General features: G+C 38.0%; 22 protein-coding genes and 3 tRNA genes. 22 read left to right on the top strand and 3 right to left on the bottom strand.

Annotated elements, in window-relative coordinates; translation table 11 throughout:
* Position 1: 1 nt before the first annotated feature.
* The 22 genes from CYO92_RS04075 to CYO92_RS03970 all read left to right on the top strand — a co-directional run bounded on the left by CYO92_RS04075 (position 2) and on the right by CYO92_RS03970 (position 23,367).
* Complete coding sequence (locus CYO92_RS04075; protein WP_103588769.1) at positions 2-937, top strand: D-2-hydroxyacid dehydrogenase; 936 nt, start codon at positions 2-4, stop codon at positions 935-937.
* Positions 937-1,695: a hypothetical protein gene (locus CYO92_RS04070; protein WP_103588768.1), complete on the top strand. Its 759-nt coding sequence runs from the start codon at positions 937-939 to the stop codon at positions 1,693-1,695. The genes CYO92_RS04075 and CYO92_RS04070 overlap by 1 nt, the downstream gene beginning before the upstream one ends.
* A 16-nt stretch (positions 1,696-1,711) precedes the next feature.
* Positions 1,712-2,209 carry a YajQ family cyclic di-GMP-binding protein gene (locus CYO92_RS04065; RefSeq protein ID WP_103588767.1) on the top strand — a complete coding sequence of 166 codons (498 nt, stop codon included), beginning with the start codon at positions 1,712-1,714 and terminating at the stop codon, positions 2,207-2,209.
* 258 nt (positions 2,210-2,467) lie between these two features.
* Complete coding sequence (locus tag CYO92_RS04060; protein WP_103588766.1) at positions 2,468-3,259, top strand: YegJ family protein; 792 nt, start codon at positions 2,468-2,470, stop codon at positions 3,257-3,259.
* A 156-nt stretch (positions 3,260-3,415) separates the two neighbouring features.
* Positions 3,416-3,736, top strand: coding sequence for a hypothetical protein (locus CYO92_RS04055; protein ID WP_103588765.1), 321 nt, complete (start codon positions 3,416-3,418; stop codon positions 3,734-3,736).
* Positions 3,737-4,450: 714 nt separating this feature from the next.
* Positions 4,451-5,815, top strand: coding sequence for a coproporphyrinogen III oxidase family protein (locus tag CYO92_RS04050; RefSeq protein WP_103588764.1), 1,365 nt, complete (start codon positions 4,451-4,453; stop codon positions 5,813-5,815).
* A complete protein-coding gene (locus CYO92_RS04045; RefSeq protein WP_103588763.1) occupies positions 5,815-7,449 on the top strand; it encodes a multidrug ABC transporter permease/ATP-binding protein in 1,635 nt (544 codons plus the stop codon). Before CYO92_RS04050 ends, CYO92_RS04045 begins: the two co-directional genes overlap by 1 nt.
* Before the next feature lie 105 nt (positions 7,450-7,554).
* The gene (locus CYO92_RS04040) at positions 7,555-7,944 is read left to right on the top strand and encodes an NAD(P)H-quinone oxidoreductase subunit 3 (protein WP_103588762.1); all 390 of its coding nucleotides are present in this window, start codon (positions 7,555-7,557) and stop codon (positions 7,942-7,944) included.
* Positions 7,926-8,438 carry a NuoB/complex I 20 kDa subunit family protein gene (locus CYO92_RS04035; protein WP_021083979.1) on the top strand — a complete coding sequence of 171 codons (513 nt, stop codon included), beginning with the start codon at positions 7,926-7,928 and terminating at the stop codon, positions 8,436-8,438. The genes CYO92_RS04040 and CYO92_RS04035 overlap by 19 nt, the downstream gene beginning before the upstream one ends.
* Entirely contained in the window at positions 8,435-9,199 is a 765-nt protein-coding gene (locus CYO92_RS04030; protein WP_103588761.1) for an NADH-quinone oxidoreductase subunit C, read from the top strand. The genes CYO92_RS04035 and CYO92_RS04030 overlap by 4 nt, the downstream gene beginning before the upstream one ends.
* Positions 9,196-10,425, top strand: a complete 1,230-nt coding sequence (gene nuoD / locus CYO92_RS04025; RefSeq protein ID WP_103588760.1) for an NADH dehydrogenase (quinone) subunit D — start codon at positions 9,196-9,198, stop codon at positions 10,423-10,425. The genes CYO92_RS04030 and nuoD overlap by 4 nt, the downstream gene beginning before the upstream one ends.
* The gene (locus CYO92_RS04020; RefSeq protein WP_072593998.1) at positions 10,422-10,652 is read left to right on the top strand and encodes an NADH-ubiquinone oxidoreductase subunit E family protein; all 231 of its coding nucleotides are present in this window, start codon (positions 10,422-10,424) and stop codon (positions 10,650-10,652) included. The genes nuoD and CYO92_RS04020 overlap by 4 nt, the downstream gene beginning before the upstream one ends.
* Positions 10,649-11,359: a hypothetical protein gene (locus CYO92_RS04015; RefSeq protein ID WP_103588759.1), complete on the top strand. Its 711-nt coding sequence runs from the start codon at positions 10,649-10,651 to the stop codon at positions 11,357-11,359. The genes CYO92_RS04020 and CYO92_RS04015 overlap by 4 nt, the downstream gene beginning before the upstream one ends.
* Positions 11,356-13,656: an NADH-quinone oxidoreductase subunit G gene (locus CYO92_RS04010; protein ID WP_103588758.1), complete on the top strand. Its 2,301-nt coding sequence runs from the start codon at positions 11,356-11,358 to the stop codon at positions 13,654-13,656. The genes CYO92_RS04015 and CYO92_RS04010 overlap by 4 nt, the downstream gene beginning before the upstream one ends.
* Positions 13,649-14,644: an NADH-quinone oxidoreductase subunit NuoH gene (gene nuoH / locus CYO92_RS04005; RefSeq protein ID WP_103588757.1), complete on the top strand. Its 996-nt coding sequence runs from the start codon at positions 13,649-13,651 to the stop codon at positions 14,642-14,644. Before CYO92_RS04010 ends, nuoH begins: the two co-directional genes overlap by 8 nt.
* Before the next feature lie 8 nt (positions 14,645-14,652).
* Positions 14,653-15,270 carry an NADH-quinone oxidoreductase subunit NuoI gene (nuoI, locus tag CYO92_RS04000; protein WP_103588756.1) on the top strand — a complete coding sequence of 206 codons (618 nt, stop codon included), beginning with the start codon at positions 14,653-14,655 and terminating at the stop codon, positions 15,268-15,270.
* A gap of 23 nt (positions 15,271-15,293) precedes the next feature.
* A complete protein-coding gene (locus tag CYO92_RS03995; RefSeq protein WP_103588755.1) occupies positions 15,294-15,830 on the top strand; it encodes an NADH-quinone oxidoreductase subunit J in 537 nt (178 codons plus the stop codon).
* Positions 15,827-16,129 carry an NADH-quinone oxidoreductase subunit NuoK gene (gene nuoK, locus CYO92_RS03990; RefSeq protein ID WP_103588754.1) on the top strand — a complete coding sequence of 101 codons (303 nt, stop codon included), beginning with the start codon at positions 15,827-15,829 and terminating at the stop codon, positions 16,127-16,129. Before CYO92_RS03995 ends, nuoK begins: the two co-directional genes overlap by 4 nt.
* A 3-nt stretch (positions 16,130-16,132) precedes the next feature.
* Positions 16,133-17,971 carry an NADH-quinone oxidoreductase subunit L gene (gene nuoL / locus CYO92_RS03985; protein ID WP_103588753.1) on the top strand — a complete coding sequence of 613 codons (1,839 nt, stop codon included), beginning with the start codon at positions 16,133-16,135 and terminating at the stop codon, positions 17,969-17,971.
* The gene (locus tag CYO92_RS03980; protein WP_103588752.1) at positions 17,971-19,482 is read left to right on the top strand and encodes an NADH-quinone oxidoreductase subunit M; all 1,512 of its coding nucleotides are present in this window, start codon (positions 17,971-17,973) and stop codon (positions 19,480-19,482) included. The genes nuoL and CYO92_RS03980 overlap by 1 nt, the downstream gene beginning before the upstream one ends.
* The gene (gene nuoN / locus CYO92_RS03975; RefSeq protein WP_103588751.1) at positions 19,479-20,969 is read left to right on the top strand and encodes an NADH-quinone oxidoreductase subunit NuoN; all 1,491 of its coding nucleotides are present in this window, start codon (positions 19,479-19,481) and stop codon (positions 20,967-20,969) included. The genes CYO92_RS03980 and nuoN overlap by 4 nt, the downstream gene beginning before the upstream one ends.
* Positions 20,970-20,991: 22 nt before the next feature.
* Positions 20,992-23,367 (top strand): tetratricopeptide repeat protein, encoded by a 2,376-nt coding sequence (locus CYO92_RS03970; RefSeq protein WP_103589100.1) that lies wholly within the window; start codon positions 20,992-20,994, stop codon positions 23,365-23,367.
* Between the two features lie 581 nt (positions 23,368-23,948).
* Here the strand turns inward: CYO92_RS03970 and CYO92_RS03965 are convergent.
* The 3 genes from CYO92_RS03965 to CYO92_RS03955 form a co-directional block, all read right to left on the bottom strand.
* Positions 23,949-24,023, bottom strand: a tRNA-Glu gene (locus CYO92_RS03965).
* An 8-nt stretch (positions 24,024-24,031) separates the two neighbouring features.
* Positions 24,032-24,107, bottom strand: a tRNA-Lys gene (locus CYO92_RS03960).
* Between the two features lie 121 nt (positions 24,108-24,228).
* Positions 24,229-24,305, bottom strand: a tRNA-Asp gene (locus CYO92_RS03955).
* Positions 24,306-24,354 lie beyond the last annotated feature (49 nt).

Genomic DNA, 24,354 nt, shown 5'->3' with positions numbered 1-24,354 from the left:
GATGAAGATCGTTTGTTTGGACGCGGCCACGCTGGGAGAGAACGTAGATCTTAGTGTTTTTAAGAAATTTGGCGAGTTTATTAGCTATCAAAAAACTAAAAGTGAAGAGGTCGTGCCTCGTCTAAAGGGCGTTGATGTGGTCATTACAAACAAGGTCATCATCGATAAAGTTGTGATGGATGCGCTAAATTTAAAGCTTATCTGCATAAGCGCAACTGGGATGAATAATGTCGATCTAGAGCATGCAAAAGTTAAAAATATAGCTGTTAAAAACGTTGCTGGCTACTCAACCGCAAGCGTAGTGCAGCATACTTTTGCCATGCTTTTTGAGCTAACAAATCACATCAAATTTTATGATCGCTACGTAAAAAGTGGCGAGTGGGTGAAGAGCGAAATTTTCACCTATCTTGGCGCAGACATCAGCGAGATCGCTGGCAAAGAATTTGGCATCATCGGGCTTGGCGAGATAGGACGCAGCGTGGCGTCAGTGGCGCGTGCATTTGGCGCAAACGTGAGCTATTACTCGACAAGCGGAGCAAATAAAAATAGCGAATTTAAGCAAAAAAGCTTAGACGAGCTACTAAGAAGTAGCGACATCATCAGCATCCATGCACCACTAAATGAAAAAACTAGAAATTTACTGGGTGCAAATGAGATAAATTTGCTAAAAAATGAGGCAATAGTACTAAATTTAGGACGTGGTGGCATAGTGGACGAAGCGGCGATGGCAAGGGCGATAGACGAGAGAAATTTACGCTTTGGTACGGACGTTTTGGAGAGCGAGCCAATGAGCAAAAATAGCCCATTTTTAAATGTAAAAAAGAAGTCAAATCTACTCATCACGCCACACGTGGCATGGGGCAGCTTGGAGGCTAGAAAGACGCTCATCACAAAGATCGTCGCAAACATCGAAAATTTCATCAATGAGAGCAAGTAATGGGCTATGATATAAGCTATCACGCTATTAGCGAAGATGAAATTTCAAAGTGGTATTTTGAGGCACTTGAGCTTGCAAGGGCTGGTAAATTTGACGAGGTTTTAGCGCTTGCTAGTAAGGCTGGCGTAGAGGAATTTTACGCGCAAAAGTACAAAGATACGCTAAGTGCTGCGTTGCAGTATAAAGACGATGAAATTTTTAACAAAACTCACGGCTTTTGTATCGCCGTCACACAAGGATTTTTTAGAAAATATTTCTACACTCGGGGCACAGCGCTAAGCTCTTTGGCGCGACAAAATGAGAAATTTAAAAACTATATTAGCAACTGGCGAGAAATTTTACCAAGTAAGTTTTTGGATAAATTTAGTGGCGAAATTTACAATGAGATCACCGAAAACTACTGCTGTGGTGCTTATGTGAGTGCTAAAAACGTAGCTAAACTAAAGGCTGACTATGAAGCAGGTGGCGAGATAAAAGAGGCGGTTGATGGTTTTTACGCGCAAAATTTACCTGCATTTTTAGATGCGCTAAACTACGCATGCGAGCTAGAAACAGGCCTGCTTGAGGCCACTGAGGTCGTGGAGCCAAATCCACTTGATCTAAACAAATCAAGCTCATATTCAAACCTCTTTAACTGCGATCCAAAAGGCGCTATCATCTACGCACAGACCGCGGTGCAGCAGATTGGCGAGGCGATAAAGCAAGAAGAGACTGGCAAAAAGTCACTTCTTGAGAAGATCAAAGGGCTATTTAAATAAATTTGAAAGGATAAAAATGGCAACTGAGCATAGTTTTGATATAAGTGCCGAGGTCGATATGATGGAGGTCAAAAACGCTCTTGAGACGGCAAAAAAAGAGATCGCAGCAAGGTATGACTTTAAGGGGCTTGCAGCTGAAGTCGAGCTAAACGAAAAAGAAAAATTTATCACGATTCTTAGCTCAAGCGACAACAAGATCGACGCACTAAAAGACATCGTGATCTCAAAGCTCATCAAGCGCAACATCCCACCAGTTGCGATCACAGAGACAAAAAGAGAGCCAGCAAGTGGTGGAAATTTAAAGGCGATACTAAAGCTAAACGACACACTTGACGCTGAAAACTCAAAAAAGATCACAAAAGCGATCAAAGACTCAAAGATCAAGGTGAACGCGCAGATCAGGGGCGAAGAGATCAGAGTAACAAGCAAAAGTATAGATGACTTGCAGGAGTGCATAAAGCTGGTTAGGGGGTTAAATTTAGAACTTCCGATAAGCTTTAAAAACCTAAAGTAACGGCCTCTCGTGAGTGCCTTTAAATGAGCTAGAAAAATTTTCACTCCGCAGGCTGTATGCCTAGCGCACGCTTAATTTTTAGTCGTAACATTTAAATCCATCTCACGACATTTTTGTTTAAATTTGAAGTTGGTAGGCTAAATTTTGAAATCATTACGTAATTTTTGGATTTAAAATTTGTCGGATTTATGAGTGAAATCTATCTTATCATTTTGCATTCAAATTTGATCTATCTAAAATGAAAAATAAGGACAAAAAATGAGCTTTTTTAAGAAAATTCTCGGTAAACAAATCGATCTTGGTAAGCAAATGCCAATCTATTTTGTAAGTAGCGACGAAGACTATATGCAGCGCGCATTTGAGCAAGCTCGTGAGAGCTTTAGATATTTTTGGCGTGAGGTTTACTGGGAGCGCCGCAGGATCGTACCTATGCTTGACTATGCAATGGTAAAAATTTGCTTCTTAGATGTCGTAAATGGCGAAGAAGTCGGTGAACACATGTGGATAGACGATGTGGAATTTGACGGCGAAACGATATATGGCACGCTCGTAAATGAGCCAGATAGCGTGCAAAACGTGAAATTAGGCGACCAAATAAGCGCAAAGATAGACGAGATGAGTGACTGGCTCTTTTCGATAGATGGACGCGCATACGGCGGATTTAGCGTGCAGGCGATGCGCTCACGCATGCAAAAGAAAGAGCTAAAAGAGCACGATAAAGAGTGGGGGCTTGATTTTGGCGATTTTAACAATATTTTGGTAGTTTACGAGCAAAAAGAGCACCCTGAAAATTTGATAGAGCATCCAATGAGCAAAAATACATATGAGCAAGTAAAGCAATATATAAAAGAGCACCCAAATATGGTCACAGACGCTGATGAGTTTGGTTATACGCAGCTTCACAACGAGGCGATCGCAGGAAATTTAAATCTTGTAAATCTTTTACTAGAAAACGGTGCTGATAAAAATGCCCGCACAAAAAGTGGCAAAACGGCAGCTGAATTTGCTGAGAATTTGGGCTGGAGCGAAATCGCAAAGGTGCTTGGATAACCAAATTTATAAATTTAATAGAGTATATGAAGTTTGAACTATCAAGAGAATTATGTAGTATAATCTAATATAAATCAATATTGGAGACATAAGGTGTTTTACTTAAGGGTTTTATTTTTTGGAACATATAGATATTTTATTTCACTTGGTGTTTTTATGACTATTTTATTGCAAATAAGATTCCAGTCAGAAAATCCAAAGTATGCATTTGTGGTAGATGCTAATTTAATAACTTCTTTAAAAAATGGATATGTGACTGAAAATATTTCTAAGTATTATTTTTTCTCCGGCATGTGCATAGCAATGTTATTCTTTTTACTGTCGGCCGTTGCTTATCGTTTTCGTAAAATGAACTATAATACAGAAAACTATATAGCAAAAGAAACAAAAGACTCCTTGGGTGTTTTATTTGTTTATATGTTTTTAATAGTTTTGGTTTATATATTTTCAATGCCAAAAAATATGATCCTATTTTAATTGATCAAACATTTGTATTTATGGTTGCACAATTTAGTTTAGGATTCTTTTTAGTACAAATATCTTGCAAAAAAGCAATAGAATATAGTCTTACCAATATAGATAGTGCATTTTGTTGCATCTATTTCTTTGGAATACTTTTTTTAAATTCATATGATAATGTTGTCTATGATCCAATATTGAGCTACTTTCTTGTTTTTTCTGGCACTATAATATTTTTAATAAGAAACTGTTATTTCCTGTATCTCATAAAAACTAAAAAAATAATGTTTAGGGATGAAAATGATACTATAAAGAAATTTTTCGGCAATTATGAAGTAAAAAAATAAATTAGCGTTTTAATTATTTTTAATATTTTTAGCGAGCAAGTTAACAAAATAGAGTAGAAACATTGTACATTGAAAACAAGCTAGGTAGAGTTATAACTTCAAAACCATCTCAACATTAGGAAAGTTTTATTATTTAGAGACAAAATATGAAATAAAATTTGAGCTTGACTCGAGTAAGATCATCTCAAGATCTAAGGAGTAACTTCCTTAAGCTTTGGGGCTAAAATTTGATCGATATGTGAAATTTATAGATTTAAAAAATAAAATTTATAGGCCAAATTTATGTGGCTAAGCTAAAAATTTCTTTAGCACAAGGCTAAATTTATTAAAAGTTAGCTATCCTAACACATAAATTTAAAACCAAACTTATTTAAGGCGATTAGTTATGATATTTAAAAATATTGTCGAGAATTTTGCCGTAAATTACGCTCATAATTCTATTCAAAGATCACTATATAATGAATTTAATATAGACATTTTAACCACAGCCTACACCAAAACTCCCAAAAAAGACAAAAAGTATATGCTCTACGCACATGTACCATTTTGTCACACATTTTGCCCGTATTGCTCGTTTCATAAGTACCACTATGAACAAGAGCTTGCAAAAATTTACTTTGAAAATTTACGTGAGGAGATGAGGCAGGTTAAAGAGGCTGGATTTGACTTTGATTCACTTTATGTTGGTGGTGGCACAACGCTTATAAATGAGCCTGAGCTTGAAAAGACACTTAAACTTGCAAAAGAGCTTTTTAGTATAGATGAAATTTCAGCAGAAAGCGATCCAAATCACATCTCACCCGAGAGTTTAGCTAGATTTGATGGATTAATAGATCGACTAAGCGTTGGCGTACAAAGCTTTGATGATGAAACGTTAAAAAGAGTTGGCAGATATGAAAAATTTGGCTCAGCCAAGGAGATAAAAAGAAAGCTTGAGCTTGCTCTTGGTAAGATCCCAGTCATTAGCCTCGATCTCATCTTTAACCTGCCAAATCAAACAAAAGAGCAGCTCATAAACGACATAAATACTGCAAAATCGATCTCTCCACAACAAATCACCTTCTATCCACTCATGAAATCAGAGCTAACAAGAGAGAATATAGCTCGCTCGCTTGGTGTTTCAAACGTAGATAATGAGCGTGAATTTTATGAGATAATCACTGAAGAATTTAGCAAAAGTAACTACAAACAAAGCAACGCTTGGGCGTTTTCAAATGAAAAAAGTGCCGACCTTCGCGACGAATATGTTGGTTCAAATTTAGAGTATCTAGGCGTTGGTAGCGGGGCATTTAGCTTTCTTAACGGTGAGCTTGTAATAAACGCATTTAATCTACTTGAATACGGCAAAAGGATAAAAAATAGACAAAGCCCAGTCATCGCAAAATGTGGTTTTAGCAAGAAAGAGAGACTTAAATACACGTTTTTAACAAGGCTTTTTGATGGCGGGGTTGATATTAAAAGATATAACGATGAAAATAGCACAAACATTAACAAAGCCTTATTTATGGAGCTTAGCTTGCTTAAGCTTGTAAATGCAGTATATGAAGAAAATGGCATTATTAAGCCGACATTTTTTGGCAAATATATCTGCATCGTGCTTATGCGTGATTTTTACGCTGGTATGGACAAAGTTCGTGCGATATTTAAGGATGACGCTAAGATAAAACGAAGCAAGGTGCTTCGTATAATGAGCGAAAATACTGAACAAAAGTATGAGCCAAATATCATTCAGCCACGAACTGCGATGTAATGCTTGCAAATTTAATTAAAAAAAACATCTATCAAATTTCTAAAATAGTATTATTAACACTCGTATTTAGCGGGCTTGGCGTCTGGACCCTTTCATTTATAAATAATGAGCTTGTAAGCTTAAAAGAATTTGACACCTTTTTAGCGGTTAAATTTATAGTGGTTTTGCTCTTATTTTTTGCAAGCGCCATCGCAGCAAATATATCGCTTACAAATTTTGGGCATAAATTTATCTACGAGCTAAGATATCAAAGTGTAAAGCAAATTTTAGATACGCCAAATAGCGTGATAAACGAGATCGGCAAGGCAAAGATCATAGCTAGCCTAAATAATGACATAAAAACGATCACATTTGCTTTTATGAGCGCTACTGGCTTTATACAAAGCTTGGTTTTTATCATCTGTGCCAGCATCTATCTTTGTGTAATCGCTCCAAAAATTTTTATCTTTTTGTCCATTTGGATCGGTGCGACTCTTTTTATAAATACGCTTTTTATGAAAAAAATTCATCTTTATTTTAAGCATTCTAGAGTTCAAGATGACGCATTGCAAAAGCACTACGACGACATCGTAGAGGGGCATAGAGAGCTTAGTTTAAATAGAGCAAGGGCAAGTGTCTGCTTTGATGAGTTAAATTTTACAGGCGATAAAAAACGCCAAAATATGGTAAAGGCCGATATTTATCACGCATTAAGCGATAATTTTACAAACATTATGCTGCTTGGCTCAGTTGGACTTTGTGTATTTTTGTGCGTGGCATTTGACTGGGCGAGCCTGCAAACAGCACTAAGCATAAGTCTTACGATACTATTTTTAAGAGGCTCATTTATGAGCATGGTTGGCTCCATACCAGCTACACTTAGCGCAAAAGTGAGTTTAGAAAAGATCATGAGTTTAAATCTAAATAAATTTAAGGAAGGCTTTAAATTTGACGATAGTCTAAGCGATAATTGGCAAAACATAAAGCTAAAAGATATAAATTTCAACTACGCCCACGGCAAATTTAGCCTAAAAGACGTAAATTTAGAGATCAAACGCGGTGAGATAACATTTATCATTGGTAAAAATGGTAGTGGTAAAAGTACGCTTATAAATTTACTTTGCGGGCTAATACGCCCAAGTAGTGGCGAAATTTACCTTGATAGCACAAAGATAGATGAGGCAAATTTACAAAGCTACCAGGCAAAGATTAGCACTATTTTTGCTGATTTTTATCTATTTTCGCAAACGCTCTCTCATAATGGCTTTGCTAGCCAAAGCGAAATAGACGAGCTTTTAGCCTTGCTTGAGATCGACAAAAAAGTAAGTGTCATAGATAATAAGCTTAGTACCACGCAACTCTCAACTGGCCAGCGAAAGCGTCTAAGTCTTTTAATAGCCATCTTAGAGCACCGCTCTATCCTTATCCTAGATGAATGGGCGGCCGATCAAGATCCGCTCTTTAAACGAAAATTTTATAAAGAAATTTTGCCATTTTTACAAAGTAAGGGCATAAGCATAATCGCTGTTAGCCACGATGATAGTTACTTTGATGTAGCAACTAGGATCATTTTGGTAAAAGATGGCTTTGTGCGTGAACTAGACGAGGGCGAGCGAATAAGTGCTGCAAAGGATGCGGTCGAGAAGATAAAATAGGAGTAATTTTTACACAAAAGCACAATACTCGCCCTACTCTTAAGCCGTTTCAAGCTCAAATAAATTTAAATTTAGTAGAATCTTAAAAATTAAAAAAGGCAAAGTATGTCACATTCAGAGCTTGAAAGCACCTATTTTGGTGCATTTATCATACTTTTACTAGCGACTTGTTCATTTTGTTTAATAACATTCTTATCTTCAAAAATAAGTAAAAAATTAGCCAACCACAATACCGAGCGCTTAAAACTTGGCTTTTATGAGTGTGGTCCAACCACCGTAAAACAGCCAAATAAGATAAATATCCACTACTTTTTTTATGGAATTTTATTTATTTTATTTGACGTTGAGGTCATTTTTATGTATCCGTGGGCGGTGGATTTTAGGCTGCTTGGGCTATTTGGGCTCATCGAGATGCTGCTTTTTGTGGCGATCTTACTCATCGGCTTTGCCTACGCTTGGCAAAAAGGAGTCTTTAAATGGCAAAGCATCAGATAAACTACGCTGCAAATGGCGGTTTGCCAGTAGTTTTAACAACCGTTGATAAGCTCGTGCAGTGGGGCAGGAGCAACTCGCTTTGGGCGCTTAGCTACGGGCTTGCATGCTGTGCGATCGAGATGATGGCAAGTGGCGCTAGCAGATATGACTTTGATAGATTTGGCACTATATTTCGCGCTAGTCCAAGACACTCTGAGGTGATGATTATAGCTGGCACGCTAACTAAAAAGCACGCTGAATTTACAAGGCGCCTTTACGACCAGATGCCTGAGCCAAAGTGGGTCATCTCGATGGGTAGCTGCGCAAACACTGGTGGTATGTTTAACACCTATTCAACCGTTCAAGGTGTCGATCGCATAATCCCTGTCGATATCTACATCCCAGGCTGCGCCCCGCGCCCAGAGACACTTCAGTATGCACTTATGATGCTTCAAAAAAAGATAAGAAAACAAAGTGCATTTAGGGCGCAAAAGCCAAGAAAGCTAGATATATGAGAGAGTATAAGCCAAAAAACGACCTGCAAAAAAAGCAGTACTACAGCGAGAAATTTTATATCGCCAAGCAGACGCCAAAAGAAGCAGCAATAGGCTCTAAATTTGACGAAGAGCTGGCTATTTTAGAGCAAAGCGGAGTGCAAATTTTATCTAGCTACGTGGAGTTTGACCAACTTGTTCTCTACGTAAATTCTAGTGAAAATTTTAAAGCGCTTGAAGCGTTAAAAAACTTTGGCTACGAGCAGCTTTGTGAGCTTGCGGCGATTGATTATATAGCTCAAAAAGGCGGATACGAGGTCTTTTATCAGCTTTTAAGTGTTAGCAAAAATAGGCGCACGCGAGTAAAATGCTTTGTCAAAAAGGACGAAATGCTAAAAAGCGTTTGCAAGCTTTATAAAAGCGCAAACTGGGCGGAGCGTGAGATGTATGATCTAAGTGGCGTTTTAATCAAAGATCATCCAAATTTAAAGCGTCTTATAATGCCTGATGACTGGCACTCGCATCCGCTTTTAAAGAGCTATCCGCTAGTTGGCGACGAGGCTGCCAAATGGTACGAGGTGGATAAAATTTTTGGGAGTGAGTTTAGAGAGCAGATCGGCGAAGAGAACCGCGACCCAGCCTTTGTCGATGAGAAAGATACCTTTGGCTTTTCACGTGTGTTTGACGAAAATGAAGAGTACGAGTATCAAGAAGAAGGCGGCGTGAGATTTGTCAAAAAGGCTAAATTTAACCAAAGCCAGATAGTAAAGGAAAGACCTTGAGCCAGGCACCAAACCGCTTAAAACCATTTTTTGAAAATTTAGAATTTGAGCAAAATGACGGCAAGATGATACTAAATTTTGGCCCACAACACCCAAGCGCACATGGTCAGCTAAAGCTTGTGCTTGAGCTTGACGGCGAAAAGGTCGTGCGCGCTATGCCAGAGGTTGGCTTTATGCACAGAGGCGTTGAAAAGATGGCTGAAAATATGACCTATCAGGAATTTATCCCAGTAACTGACAGGGTCGATTACATCGCATCAAGTGCGAATAACTACGCATTTTGCGCGGCTGTGGAGAAGCTTTGCGCCATAGAAGTGCCTCGCCGTGCGCAGATTATTAGAGTGATGCTTTTGGAGTTAAACCGCATAAGCTCGCATCTTTTATTTTTAGCCACACATGCCCTTGATGTGGGGGCAATGAGCGTCTTTTTATATGCATTTAGAGAGCGCGAATACGTCCTTGATCTAATAGAAAAATACTGCGGCGCAAGGCTAACACATAGCTCGATAAGGATCGGTGGCGTGCCGCTTGATCTACCTGATGGCTGGTACGAGGAGCTGCTTAAATTTTGCAAAAAATTTCCAAGCGACATCACACTTTATGAAGATCTGCTAAGTGAAAATAGAATTTGGCAAGCAAGACTTGTTGATGTGGGCGTAATTAGCAAAGAGTTAGCCCTTAGTAGCGGCTGCTCTGGCGTCATGCTAAGAGCAAGCGGAGTCGCAAGGGATATCAGAAAAGAGGAGCCATATCTCATCTATGATGAGCTAGAATTTGACGTGCCTTATGCGACACACGGCGACTGCTACGCAAGGTATCTGCTTTACATGAAAGAGATGCGCGAGTGCGTGAAAATTTTAAAGCAGTGTGTTAGCAAGTATCAAACAAGCAGCCCCGCCATCATCGCCGACGCGCCAGATTACGTGAGTGCTTCAAAAGAGCAGATAATGAGCCAAAACTACTCACTAATGCAGCATTTTGTGCTAATAACTCAGGGGCTAAAACCTCCAAAGGGCGAAATTTACTTCGCTAGTGAGTCACCAAAGGGCGAGCTTGGAATTTATATAAACTCAGACGGCAGCGCAAGCCCGTACCGCCTAAAAATTCGCACGCCAAGCTTTTGGCACTGCGCTATTTATGAAGATTTATTAGTAGGCCAGTACGTTGCTGATGTCGCTACGATAATTGGTAGCACAAATATCATCTTAGGCGAGGTTGATAGATGAGAAGGGTCGATCTTAGGCACTTAAAGAGTGAATTTTTGAGCGCTCTTGGACAGCAGATAAAGGCTAGCGAGGCTGGCGAAGTGATTATATTTTTATTTGAGATAGGCGATTTTAGTGGTGTGACAAAGGCTGTAAATTTGGCCTATAATCTAAACTGCGAAGTGATGAACTCACTTAAATTTAACCAAGTTGATTGGGTATTAACCATAAAAAAGGGCAAGATATGAAATTTAATGATTTAATAGCAGGCAAAAGCTTAAGTATCGCAAATTTGCTAAGCTTGAGCGATAAAAATTTAGCAAAAAAGATAAAAGAGTCCGAGTTTAAATATATCTCTTGCATCGAAGATAGCGAGCTTGGCGGTGAAAATTTAATCCGCTGCGAAATAGGCTCAATAAGCTACGTCTTGGCTCTTCTTTGCAAATACGCAAATTTATCTTGCGATGAGTTTTTTAGCGAGCTTGATGATGGGCTGATAAGTGGCGAGTGCAATGTTGGTGAAGAGGAATTTGAAGAGCTAGGCGAGTGGATAAAGGACGTTAAAAACATCGTTATTGATGATTCATTTTTTACTCATCCAGACAAAGATGCGATCTTTTGGCTACTTGAAATTTTAGGCAAAAATGTCGTTTTGGCTGGTGGTTGCAGGAAAGAATTTAATGATTATCACAAAATAGACGAGCTAAAAGAGCTTGAAAATTTTGACGGAGCGGTCGTCTATCTAAACAAAAACGCAAGTGACGAGATCGTAGGCGGCGTGCAGTTTGGCATAGTGGCAAAGGCAAAAGATGGCGATATACTAGAGCTTAAAGCAAAAGATTTTAGCGTGAGGGCAAAATTTAAACTAGACCATTCGCTAAAAGGCACAGTTGCGATATTTGGCGCAAAAGATTTTGATGGATACGCATTTAAGCAAGTAGTAGTTAATAAATGAAAATAAGCATAAATGATCAAATTTTAGAAGCAGATGAAGGCGAGAGCATCCTAAGTATCGCAAGAGCAAATGGAATTTATATCCCAGCTCTTTGCTATCTTAGTGGCTGCTCACCAACTCTTGCTTGTAGGCTTTGCATGGTCGAGGCAAATGGCAAAGTAGTTTATAGCTGTAATGCCAAAGCAAAAGAGGATATGCAAATTTATACAAACACGCCAGAAATCGCTGCCGAGCGAAATGCGATCATGCAGACTTACTGCGTAAATCATCCGATTCAATGTGGCGTTTGTGACAAAAGCGGCGAATGTGAACTACAAAATTTAACCACGCATCTAAAAGTAAATGAACAAAAATTTGCCATCGCTGACACGCACAAACCACATAAAAAATGGGGGCTAATCAACTACGATCCAGCTCTTTGCATAGTCTGCGAAAGATGTGTCACTGTTTGTAAAGATAGGATCGGCGAGAGTGCGCTAAAGACCGTACCAAGGGGCGTTGAAGTGCCAAAAGAGCTAAAAGAGAGTATGCCAAAAGATGCCTACGCAGTTTTTAGTAAGATGCAAAAAAGCCTAATAGGTCCAAGCGTGGGCGAGAGTCTTGACTGCTCATTTTGTGGCGAGTGTATCAGCGTTTGTCCTACTGGAGCACTTATTAGTTCGCATTTTCAATATAGCACAAATATCTGGGAGCTAAACCCTATCCCAGCAGCAAATCCACATCAAAGCGACTGCGAGCTAATTTACTATGATGTAAAAGAAAAGAGCACTAGCGATAGAAGTAAGCAAATTTACCGCGTCAGCAATGATTTTACATTTGGCGAAATAAGTGGGGCAGCCAGGTTTGGCTATGACTTTCACAACGAGCTTGCCTGTAAAAATGAAGAGAAATTTGAAGAGATTGTTTTAAATATTAAAAATGGCGCGATCAAAAATATAAAATTTAATAGCTTCATCACAAACGAAGAGGCCCTTATTTTAGAGCGTTTAAGAGAGAAATTTGATCTAAATCTAATAAACAATGAGGCGCTAAATTATCAAAAATTTTTAAATAAATTTAGCGAATTTAGTGGGCTTAGCTCATATAACGCAGACTATACAGATATTAAAAATAGCGATTTTATCATCAGTGCTGGCAGTTTCTTAAGACACGAAAGCCCAGTGACAAGCTTTAAGTTAAATAACGCTTTAAAAATGAATAAGGCAGCTGGAATTTACTTTCATCACATAGCCGATGAGATCGTTAAAAAATATTCTAAAAATTTTATCTACGTAACGCATGAAGCTGGAAAATTAGAGCAAATTTTACTTTTTATACTTAAAAACTGGGGTGAAAATTTACCTAGCGCACTTACATCAAAACTTGAAAATTTTGATGAAAATTTTGGTTTAGATGTACCGGCCTTAAGTGAGGGCAAAAGCAATTTTACGCTCATTTTAGGAAGCGATTTTTACACGGATGAAAATGCGAATTTACTAGCAGCACTTACTGGAGTGATCGCAAGAGCTACGCCTTTTCGTGTGATGCTAATACCACCACGCACAAACTCACTTGGCGTTGCTAAAATTTGCACTCTTACAAGCGAGAAAAAGCCTGGCAAGACGCTTGGCTATAACGAAAATGGTGATTATAAATTTAGCATTTTTGAAGGCGATATCGATGCTAGTGCGCTAAATCAGCAAGAAGGCACATTTACAAACATACATAACGCCTTAGTGCCAACAAATGTGGCGATACCGCACAAAGGTTATTTTCTAAACGATATTGCAAACGCACTTGGGTTAATGGCTAAAAATACGATTGATTACACGCCAAATTTACCAAAAGAAAAGGGTTACAAAGGCATTAAATTTGATGATTTAGAAAATTTTTACGCAAACGACGGAACAAGTCACAGAGGATATAAGCTTGAAATTTCAAATTTTACACCAAATGATGATATAGAGCCACTTTTAAAAGATAGCAAGAGTATAAATTTAAAAGACGACGAAGTACTTATAAGTCTTGCAAATCCTATAAATTTGCCATCATTTTTTGCAAACTATGCCACTCAAATAGCTAAAAGAGCGAAGCTTTATGCAAGTAGCGAATTTATGGCTAAATTTGAAATTTCACAAAATGAAGCGATTATTTTAGAAAAAGATAGGCACAAGCTTGCCATTTGCGTGGAGCTTGATAGCGAGCTTGGCGGAGTCGCTGCGTATTTAGGCGATTATGACGACAAACTTGATGTGGGGGTTATATTTAATGGCAAAAGCTACGCCGCAGTTAAAATCATAAAGGCAAAAGATGAGTGAAACACTATTTTTTGTGCTAAGCACTATCATTAAAGCCGTGGTCATCTTAGCCGTCATGGCAAGCCTTGCAGGACTGGCAACTTACGCTGAAAGAAAAGTATTAGCCTACATGCAGCGCCGCGTGGGACCTGATATGGTAGGGCCAGCTGGAATTTTACAGATAGTAGCTGATATGATAAAACTCTTTACAAAAGAGGACATCGTGCCAGCAAATACGAATAAATTTATCTTTTTAATAGCTCCACTAATATCAGCCATTGCCGCATTTGCAGCGCTTGCACCTGTGCCATTTTTGCCTGAGTTTGAAATTTTTGGACATACATTACGTCCGATTCTCTCAGATATAAATGTTGGTATTTTATACATCGCTGGTGTTGCTTCAGTTTGCGTCTTCTCTCCACTTGCAGCAGGTCTTGCAAGCTATAATAAATTTGCATTAATTAGTGCAGCTCGCGCAGTAGTCTCACTTCTTAGTTTCGAAATAGTAGCTGGCATGGCTCTTTTAAGCGTCGTAATGGTAACTAGCTCACTCTCACTTGTGGATATAAACAACTATCAAAAAGGAATTTTTGGCTGGCTTATATTCAAGCAGCCCCTTGCCTTTTTACTCTTTTTAATAGCAAGCTTTGTGGAGTGCAATAGAACACCATTTTGCTTAACAGAAAACGAAACAGAGATAGTAGCAGGCTATGGCACCGAGTATAGCGGCATGAGATGGGCGATGTTTTTCATCGGCGAATACACAAATATGATCGCTGCTAGCATCATCATTACGATTTTATTTTTAGGTGGATTTAACGAATTTTTATTTATCCCAGGTGCTTTGATGATCATCTTAAAATCAAGCATTGTCTTTTTCTTTTTTATTTGGGTAAGGGCTTCATGGGCACATTTAAGAGTTGATCAGTTAAGTACATTTTGCTGGAAAATTTTGCTTCCGCTTGGAATTTTAAATATCGTAATCACTGGCTTTATGCTACTAATCTAAGGCGAAAAATGAGTGAGAAAAAATATATTTTAATAGATGAAAAGTTAAAGCCAAAGAGCGCGTTTGATAAATTTAAGCACTTCATCGCTGTCACATTTAAGCCTGATCTTTTGATCGGACTAAAAGTCACGATAAAGCAGATGCTCTTTAGCAAGTCACATACTTTAAAATACCCTATGCAAAAGATGGAGCTAAACGCTAGATATAGGGGCATTCATAAGCTTTTAAAATTTGTTGAAAGTGAAAATGAACGTTGCATTGGATGCGGGTTATGTGAGAAAATTTGCGTTAGCAACTGCATTTCGATGAAAACTTCACTTGGCGAAGATGGGCGCAAAAAGGTCGCAAGCTACTCGATAAATTTAAGTAGATGCGTCTATTGTGGATTTTGTGCTGATGTTTGTCCTGAGCTTGCAATAGTTTGCGGACAAGAGTACGAAGTTGCTAGCGAGAGCAGGATCATATTTGGTACAAAAGATGAGTTTTTGACAAAGGATAAATTTTTAAAAGATCAAAGCGAGTTTGAAGGATACGGAGCGCTTCCTAAAAATGCTGATAGCTTAATCAAAAAGACACCAAATGCATTTATAAGCGAAAATGAAGATGAGACAAAAAGTGATGAGTAGTATAAATTTTAAAAGGGCAAAAGATGTATGAGAGCTTTGCATTTTATCTTTTTAGCGCCTTGGTTTTAGTTAGTTTTTCTTTTAGCGTATTTTGTAAAAACGCACTAAATGCAGTCTCTGCGCTAGCTACTGGCATGGTCTTTATCTCGGCTATATTTTTCTTACTTGGAGCGGAATTTTTAGGCGTAGTGCAGATAATAGTCTACACAGGTGCTGTGGTCGTTTTATATGCATTTGCGATGATGTTTTTTGATAGCAGTAAAGAGTGTGAGCCAAAAAGTAACAAAAAAGCAAAGATCACCATCTATCTTTTAAGTAGTTTTATAGCGCTTCTTTTGATATTTATATTTTTAGCTCCTATTTATGGTGCAAAATTTGATGGATTAAGTCCCATTGCTAGCGAGCTTGGCAATATCGAGGCTATTGGAATTTTGCTTTTTAGCAAGTATTTGATCGCTTTTGAGATGTGTGCTGTAATGCTTCTTGTGGCAATGGTTGCTGGCATTATCTTGATACATAAAGACCTAAATACTCAAAATACACTAGAGGAGATGCTATGATAGGGCTTACTCACTACCTCGTCCTTGCAAGTCTAGTCTTTGTCATAGGGCTAATTGGCATAATGCGAAGAAGAAATTTGATCATGCTATTTTTTTCAAGTGAAATTTTACTAAACTCGGCAAATATCGCACTTGCTGCCATTTCAAAATACCACTTTGATCTAACTGGACAAATAGTTGCATTTTTTATAGTGGCTATCGCTGCTAGTGAAGTCGCTGTAGGGCTTGGCCTACTCGTACTTTGGTACAAAAAGACTGGCAGCATTAGCCTAGATTCGATGACAAATATGAAAGGCTAAGAGATGACTTTATTTTGCATTTCACTATTTTTCCCGCTTCTTAGCTTTATCGTTTCTGGACTTTTTTCACATAGCAGTAAAAATTTTTTACTTGGTATCTTTTGCTCACTTTTAATGATAATTAGCACAACTGCCTCGCTTATGCTAACAGCTAGCCTTGGCATAGATGAACCGCTAAATTTATCACTAAAAGAATTTATAAATTTTGGCGGTCTGGATTTAAATTTTGGCTTCTATCTTGATGCCATTAGCCTTGTTATGCTTAGCACCGTTGGTATCGTGGCAAGTATCGTGCATATCTACTCGGTTGGCTACATGAGAGATGATGCGGGCTTTAACCGCTTTTTTAATTATTTGGGACTCTTTGTCTTTTGCATGAACGTCCTTGTCTCAAGCGATAACTTTATAGGCCTTTTCATTGGCTGGGAGGGCGTTGGACTTTGCTCGTGGCTACTCATTGGCTTTTGGTATAAAAAGCCTAGTGCAAATATTGCTGCAAACGAAGCCTTTATTATGAATAGAGTCGCTGATCTAGCCATGCTTGTTGGTATCTTTTATATATTTTATAGCTTTGGCTCACTTAAATTTAGCGATGTTTTTAACGCCAGAAGCGACTTTAGTGGGCTAAATTTAGGCATCATCGCCACACTTCTTTTTATAGGCGCCATGGGCAAAAGTGCTCAGTTTCCGTTTCACACTTGGCTTGCAAATGCTATGGAGGGGCCAACTCCAGTCTCAGCACTCATTCACGCAGCGACCATGGTAACGGCTGGCGTTTATCTAGTCATACGAGCAAATTTTATCTTTACAAACGCACCTGAAGTCTCGCACTTTATCGCTTACCTTGGCACATTTGTAGCGATATTTGCGGCTAGCATCGCGCTTGTGCATAATGACCTTAAAAAGATCATCGCTTACTCGACACTTTCGCAACTTGGCTATATGTTCGTAGCTGCTGGACTCGGCGCTTATAAGATCGCACTTTTTCACCTTGTCACGCACGCATTTTTTAAGTCGCTTCTCTTTTTATGCGCTGGTAACGTCATGCACGCGATGAATGATGAGCTAAATATCAAAAAAATGGGCGGACTTTATAAATTTATGAAGCCAACTGCGCTACTTTCTATCATCGCAAGCTGTGCGCTGGCTGGCTTTTATCCATTTGCTGGCTTTTTCTCTAAAGATAAAATTTTAGAGGTTGCTTTTAGTGAGAATAAATTTTTATGGATCATTTTGCTCTTTGGTGCGGTACTTACGGCTTTTTATAGCTTTAGGCTCGTTATGCTCGTCTTTTTGACAAAGCCAAAGAGTGAGAAACACGTGCATGAAGCTAAAAACTATATGCTAGCTGGCATGGGTGTACTTGGAATTCTCTCAGCCATAAGTGGCTTTTTTTGGAGCAACTTTAGTGAGTTTTTAGAAAAAAGCTTAAAAGATTTCTCACTAAATTTATCTCACGGCAGCGAAATTTTCTTGCTCGTTTTAACACTTAGCCTAGTACTAGCAAGTACTGGCTTTGCAGTATTTGCCTATAAAAGAGAAATTTTTAAAGAGAGCATTTGTGAGAGCAGAATTTATAAAATTTTGCAAAATGCCTACTTTATCCCAAAATTTTATGAGAAATTTTTCATAAATGGCTACGCATTGATCTCACAAATTTGTAAAAAGATTGATGAGATGATAATCGATCGTAGTGTCGATCTAGTCGCAACAGCGCTAAATAAATTTGCATTTTTAGCAAACAAAATGCAAAGTGGCGATCTTAGCGTCATGCTTAGGTTTATGGTCGCAGGATTTGCCTTGCTTTTAAGCTTTATATTTTTATTAAACGGAGCCAAATAATGCTAAGTGTAATCATATTTTTCCCTGCAATAAGCGCAATGCTAGGCTTCTTGATAGAGAATAAAAGCATAAAATTTTATGGAGCAAGCATCGCTCTCATAGAGCTTTTGCTAGCCATTTTTATCTGCATAAATGTCGATTTTCATGGTTATGACTTTGTTTTAACGCATCAAGTCTCGCTCATACCAAGCCTAAATATCAGCTATTTTGTCGGCATTGATACCATCTCGCTAGTGCTTATAGTCCTTAGCGCATTTATGAGCTTTATCTCTATCGTGGCACTTAGCGATGATAGAAATTTAAAGCATCTAATTATTAGCGTGCTCTTTTTAGAGAGCACGATGATGGGCGTATTTAGCGCACTTGATTTGATCTTGTTTTATAGCTTTTGGGAGCTTAGCCTCATACCTCTACTTTACATCATCGGCGCATTTGGCAGTAAAAATAGAATTTATGCTGCGATTAAATTTTTCATCTATACATTTTTAGGCTCTATCTTTATGCTAGTGGCGATCATTTTTATCGGCTATCTGTGCTATCAAAAAAGCGGCGTCTTTAGCTTTAATCTGCTTGATTGGTATAAGCTTGGCATTGGAGAAAATGCTCAAATTTGGCTATTTTTAGCGTTTTTCTTCGCCTTTGGTGTGAAAACTCCATTATTTCCATTTCACACGTGGCTACCTTACGCGCACGGACAGGCTCCGACTATCGGCTCGGTGCTGCTTGCTAGCGTGCTTTTAAAGATGGGCACTTACGGCTTTGTGAGATTTTCGCTCCCACTCTTTCCAGATGCGAGCCTACTTTTAAGCGGCTTTGTCTGCATTATAGCCATCATCATGATCATCTACGCAGCCCTTGTTGCCTACGTACAAAGCGATATGAAGCAAGTGATCGCTTATAGCTCCATTTCACACATGGGCGTCATCATGCTTGGCATATTTTCACTAAATTTAATAGGTCTTGGCGGCTCAATATTTTTGATGATAAGCCATGGCATTGTAAGTGGCGCGCTATTTTTGTTAGTTGGTGTCATCTACGAGAGAGCTCACACCAAAGAAATTTGCGAATTTGGTGGCCTTGCTAAGGTTATGCCAAAGTATGCACTCATATTTTTTATAGCAACTCTTGCAAGCATTGGTTTGCCATTAACGATTGGCTTTGTAGGCGAGTTTTTGAGCCTGCTTGGCGTCTTTAAGCTAAATAAGCTCTTTGCGCTACTTGGTGGCTTTAGCATCATCGTGGGCGCTGTTTATATGCTGGTGCTTTATAAAAGGGTATTTTTTGGCGAGTGCAAGGAGAAAAATTTAAGCCTAAAGGATCTAAATTTCAAAGAGCTAGTCGCTCTTGTGCCGCTTTGCTTGCTCATAATCATTCTTGGTATCGCCCCAAATTTAATCCTAAAACCACTTGAGCCAAGTGTGCAAAATATCATAAGCAAAATGCAAACTAGAGCGGTAGATAGCGACACAAAGGATAAAATTTTATCTTTAAATGGCGGGAGTAAACTATGAACGAAATAGCCTTTTTAGACCTTAAAGAGATTTCTTTATCTTCGGTTGCTCCGATGCTTAGCATGATAATATTTGCGCTTTTTATCTTAATTGTTGGCACCATAAAAAAAGATCTTTCAAGAAATTTCTACTGCGTATTTTGTATCATCGCAATATTTGTAAATTTGGGCCTAATACTTGATTTTAACGGTCTTAGCCTTAGCTTTTGGGATATGCTTTTAGTTGATGGAGTTTCGGTCATCTCTCAAGTCATCATCCTAATCGCCTCAGCCCTTTTTATCCCGCTCGCACTTAGCACAAAAGAGTATTTTGAGTATAAAATTTACGAGTATTACGCTCTATTTTTGTTTATAATCGCTGGATTTTTATTTATGGTGAGCTCAAATAACCTACTCATCATCTTTTTAGGACTTGAGATCAGCTCACTTTGCCTCTATACGCTAATAGCTCTTCATAACAAGGCAAAAAGCGTCGAAGCCGCCATTAAATACTTCGCTATGGGCTCGCTCTCGGCTGGCTTTTTTGCGATGGCAATAGCGATGTTTTATCTAGCGACAAACTCAATAGACATCGCTCGTATCGGTGTTGTCATAAAAGATCTTAGCCTAAATCAAAACTTGATCATCTTACTTGGCTGCGTTTTCATCGCCTCTGCCATTGGTTTTAAGCTCTCGCTCATACCTTTTCACACATGGATACCAGACGTTTATGAGGGTTCAAATGCCCCACTAGCAGGCTATATGTCGATCGTACCAAAGGTAGCAGCATTTATCGTTGCGTTAAGAATTTTTGCGATGCTTGAAGGCTCACAAATTTTGTGGATAAAAGATATGCTCTACATCATCGCCGTGCTTACGATGAGCCTTGCAAACATCATGGCACTAGTGCAAAAAGACGTAAAAAGGATGCTTGCTTTTAGTTCCATAGCTCACGCTGGTGTCGTGCTTTGCGCGCTTGTGGCAAATTCTCATGAGGCAAATGTTGCCTTGTTTTTTTACTGGGTTATGTTTTTGTTTGCAAATTTGGGCGCATTTTCTATGCTCTGGGTGGCAAGGTGCGACGATGTCGTCTGCTGGGACAAGCGCTTTAAGCATCCATTTGAGAAATTTTCAGGGCTTATAAAAATTTTACCAAGCTACGCAGTTATAATGGGAATTTTCATGATCGCCCTTGCTGGCATACCGCCTTTTAGCGTCTTTTGGGGCAAGATGGTGCTTATCTCATCGCTCATAAAGTCTGATTACGTCGTGCTTAGCGTTATAATTATGATAAATTCTGCCATTGCGATTTATTACTATTTAAAGCTAATCGTCTTTATGTTTTTAAAAGAGCCGATCGTAAAAGATAAAAATCTCTACACTGCAAATATCTCTATGGCGCTAAAAGTAATTGTTGGCATTGCAGTAGCTGGAACGGCCTTTTCGTTTTTATTTTCTGGAGCAATTTTGGAATTTATTGAGCATTTTGTCTTTGCTTCAGGATTTTAGAAAATTTAACTATAATTACGGCATGAAAAAGCTCTTAATTATTTTATTTTTTCCGCTTTATCTAACCGCTTTTAATCTTAGCCTAAACAGCGGCGCAAATGGTGATAAACCTTATAGCGTTCTTCAGCTAAGCGATGAGCAAGAATTTGAATGCGTTGAGCAAATTTTAGCTTACGACACCAAACGCTATGTATGCATGCTAGATGATGAAATTTTGCCAAAAATTGAAGATACGACACTGCCATTAATGGATATAAAATATAAAAAGCAAGATGGCAAACTTTTTATCGTCATAATGCCAAAAGCACCGTCAAAACTGCTAAATATAAAAACTGAGCTTTATAATAGCCAAAACGTGCAAGATAGCCCAAAAACAACCATTTCAAAACACTTTAGCATAATCATAGATACTTCGCTCAGTGAAAATAGCAAGAGAAAGTCTGGGCTAAATTTTAAACCTGATTTTAAAGATATGCTAAATCCTAGTATCGGAGCGCTTGATCTTAACAAAGCTCCTATTGCTGGACTTGATAGTAATGACATTGATATCTACATAAGCATAAAACGAGCTTATGAAAAGGGTGCTTATGAAAATGTAGTAAAAGATACTCAAACAGCGATAAAAAGGCATCCAAATAGCCTTTTTTCAAGTGAATTTTTACTATTTCGCCTAAGGGCTCTTGATAAAATTTTTGAGACAAAAAATGAGTTTGAAGAGATCGAGCCAAAAGATATCGTAAGTGAAGGTAGGGCTTGGATCAGAAAATTCCCATCTGATGAAAACTATCCAGAGGTGCTCTACCTAATCGCTAGAGCCTACCTAAAAGATAGCATCGCAAGTGATGCAAAATATATGCTTGATATCTTAAACGAAGAGCACGCAAACTCGAAATTTACAAAACTTGCAGCGCTTGATTACGCTGATTATCTCTATAAAATAGGTAGACAAAAGGAGGCCCTAAAAGACTATGAAAAAGTGCTTTACTCCACAAACGACATCGACCTTGCAAGTAGAGCAGCACTAAGCCTAGTTGATGCAAATATCGATAAAGAAAAATTTGATGAAGCAAAGAAATTTATACTAAAAATCGCAAATGCGAATGAAAAATTTTTTATGAATAACCCAGCAAAGTCGATGAATCTTGCAACTACATTCGCAAGTAAAGATATGCCTGATGTGGCTGCTAAAATTTATGAAATCTTGATAAATAATAGCGATAGAACGAAAGATTTTTATGAAGTTGCTTTAAAAAATTTAGCACTAAATCTAGCCAAAACAAAAGATGAGAAAAAAGCATACGAATACTTAAATAGATATGAGACAGAGTTTAAATATGGTGATTATATCGATGAGGTGACTAAAGCAAAAGATGGGTTATTTTTTGAAGAAAAGGACAAAAATGCCACTGCACTTCATGCAAGATATAAAGAGTTAATTGAAAAATATACTGGAACAAATATTAGCCAAAAGGCTCTAATAAGCGAGCTTGAGCTGGATATTAAAGAGCGTAAATTCTCCGATGCACTATCTTACAAAACCATGGCAAAAGATGGAAATTTAAGCAGGGCAATGGAGCTGATAAATGAGGCTGCGCTAGAGCTTACAAAAGAGTATTTTATAAAAGATGATTGCACGGCTGTTGTAAATTTACTCGAAAACTACGATATAAATAAAATCTCATTACCGCAATTTAAGCTCTTTAACTGCTATTACAGAACGGCCCGCTACAACGATGCACTTGAGCTGGCAAAAGCTCATGCAAAAGATGAAAATTTAGAAGATAGAGTTGAGTGGCTGATAAATTTGAGCAAAATTTTATATAAAAATAAAGACTACGAGCATGCGATCATTGCCGCAAATGATGCGCTTTCACTTGGCTCATCAGTCGAATATTCAGATCCAACACCATCTCTTTTTGACAGGTTTTACTCATTGCTTGCATTAAAACGCTTTACGGAGGCGATCTCAACCATTAGTGCTATTGAGCAGCTAAGAGGCCAAGACTTTAAGATTATCGAAGCATATACAGCTATAAGTGACTATGCGATGAAAAGTAATGACTACGCTATCGCTACAACGTATGCCAAAAAAGCTCTTGAGCTACAAACAAAAGCCAAGATAAATACATTTTCACCAAAGATAAATTTTAACTACTCGGAAGCGTTATTAAAGACAGATAACCTAGATGAGGCGCTTGACGAGGCGAAATTTATACTAAATATGAAATTTGGACCAGAAGACCGCTTACACGCTTTAAATTTGATAAGTGAAATTTATATAAGACAAAAGCAGTTTAAGTTAGCTAGGACTTATTTAAATGAGTGCTCTGACTCAAATTTTGTAAGCCCGTATAAAGATGCTTGCAAAGCTAAGCTTGATATGATAGGCAAAAACTAAATACAAAGAAATAGCTTGTTTGCTAGTTTTATATTTGAGCTTAAATTTTAACCTTTATTTTTGCTATTTAAGTTGAGCTTTCTTTAATTACGTATTTAATATTTTTTGCATTGCTATCAAATGCTCTTTATATTATAAAAATAGCTATATTTATCGTAAGCCTTAATATATTTTTACGCATGGATCCTATAGCTGGTATGATCTTTAAATTTTAAGCACCTTTCTCACAAACAAGAGAATTGGCCATTTTATTACCAAATATAGCTGTTTTATGTTTTATAAGCTTAAAAATTAAAAATGCTTATAAGTTTTTTGTCCAATAGATCAAAGCAAAAATAATTTGCAATGCTCTGTAATCATGTTTCTATGATGTACTTTTATTATATTTATAAAGATTTTTTAGCTTACTACAAGCTAACTTCTAGAATTTATCGCTTAATACACACTCATTAAGCACAATATTATAAAAATTGATTTTTACGTTTTTAGTATCAATTTGCCAAGCAAATAAGTATACATTTTTAAGAAATTTCTATAAAAATTCTGCGTAACAAATTAAAAAATAAAAAGGATTAGAAAAATGGTGACCCATACGAGACTCGAACTCGTGTTACCAACGTGAGAGGCTGGTGTCCTAACCGCTAGACGAATGGGCCAAAATGGATGGTGCCCCGTGTAGGCCTCGAACCTACGACCCCATCATTAAGAGTGATATGCTCTACCAACTGAGCTAACGAGGCAAGATTAAATAGTAATAATAAATCTTAAAGTGTTATCTTAGAACTTATAATCTTAAAATTTAATTTGACACTCAATAATGGGTGCTTTATTAGACACAACCTTAACCTAAGGTTTAATAAATGGCGCAGCGGACGGGGCTCGAACCCGCGACCTCCGCCGTGACAGGGCGGCATTCTAACCAACTGAACTACCGCTGCACCTAAAATGGTGGTCGCTATAAGACTCGAACTTATGACATCCACCTTG

This window comes from Campylobacter concisus, assembly GCF_002913715.1.
GTDB classification, from domain to species: Bacteria; Campylobacterota; Campylobacteria; order Campylobacterales; family Campylobacteraceae; genus Campylobacter_A; species Campylobacter_A concisus_AG.
The sequence above is the reverse complement of the archived record's forward strand: the minus strand, read 5'-3'. Positions and strand labels throughout refer to the sequence as shown.

Coding starts and splice junctions, on each gene's coding strand:
- CYO92_RS03970 (WP_103589100.1), top strand. CDS start 20,992: ATGAAAAAGCTCTTAATTATTTTATTTTTTCCGCTTTATCTAACCGCT.
- CYO92_RS04015 (WP_103588759.1), top strand. CDS start 10,649: ATGAAATTTAATGATTTAATAGCAGGCAAAAGCTTAAGTATCGCAAAT.
- nuoK (WP_103588754.1), top strand. CDS start 15,827: ATGATAGGGCTTACTCACTACCTCGTCCTTGCAAGTCTAGTCTTTGTC.
- CYO92_RS04035 (WP_021083979.1), top strand. CDS start 7,926: ATGGCAAAGCATCAGATAAACTACGCTGCAAATGGCGGTTTGCCAGTA.
- CYO92_RS04070 (WP_103588768.1), top strand. CDS start 937: ATGGGCTATGATATAAGCTATCACGCTATTAGCGAAGATGAAATTTCA.
- CYO92_RS04055 (WP_103588765.1), top strand. CDS start 3,416: ATGACTATTTTATTGCAAATAAGATTCCAGTCAGAAAATCCAAAGTAT.
- CYO92_RS04030 (WP_103588761.1), top strand. CDS start 8,435: ATGAGAGAGTATAAGCCAAAAAACGACCTGCAAAAAAAGCAGTACTAC.
- CYO92_RS04075 (WP_103588769.1), top strand. CDS start 2: ATGAAGATCGTTTGTTTGGACGCGGCCACGCTGGGAGAGAACGTAGAT.
- CYO92_RS04045 (WP_103588763.1), top strand. CDS start 5,815: ATGCTTGCAAATTTAATTAAAAAAAACATCTATCAAATTTCTAAAATA.
- CYO92_RS03995 (WP_103588755.1), top strand. CDS start 15,294: ATGTATGAGAGCTTTGCATTTTATCTTTTTAGCGCCTTGGTTTTAGTT.
- CYO92_RS04010 (WP_103588758.1), top strand. CDS start 11,356: ATGAAAATAAGCATAAATGATCAAATTTTAGAAGCAGATGAAGGCGAG.
- nuoL (WP_103588753.1), top strand. CDS start 16,133: ATGACTTTATTTTGCATTTCACTATTTTTCCCGCTTCTTAGCTTTATC.
- CYO92_RS04050 (WP_103588764.1), top strand. CDS start 4,451: ATGATATTTAAAAATATTGTCGAGAATTTTGCCGTAAATTACGCTCAT.
- CYO92_RS04040 (WP_103588762.1), top strand. CDS start 7,555: ATGTCACATTCAGAGCTTGAAAGCACCTATTTTGGTGCATTTATCATA.
- CYO92_RS03980 (WP_103588752.1), top strand. CDS start 17,971: ATGCTAAGTGTAATCATATTTTTCCCTGCAATAAGCGCAATGCTAGGC.
- CYO92_RS04020 (WP_072593998.1), top strand. CDS start 10,422: ATGAGAAGGGTCGATCTTAGGCACTTAAAGAGTGAATTTTTGAGCGCT.
- nuoN (WP_103588751.1), top strand. CDS start 19,479: ATGAACGAAATAGCCTTTTTAGACCTTAAAGAGATTTCTTTATCTTCG.
- CYO92_RS04060 (WP_103588766.1), top strand. CDS start 2,468: ATGAGCTTTTTTAAGAAAATTCTCGGTAAACAAATCGATCTTGGTAAG.
- CYO92_RS04065 (WP_103588767.1), top strand. CDS start 1,712: ATGGCAACTGAGCATAGTTTTGATATAAGTGCCGAGGTCGATATGATG.
- nuoH (WP_103588757.1), top strand. CDS start 13,649: ATGAGTGAAACACTATTTTTTGTGCTAAGCACTATCATTAAAGCCGTG.
- nuoI (WP_103588756.1), top strand. CDS start 14,653: ATGAGTGAGAAAAAATATATTTTAATAGATGAAAAGTTAAAGCCAAAG.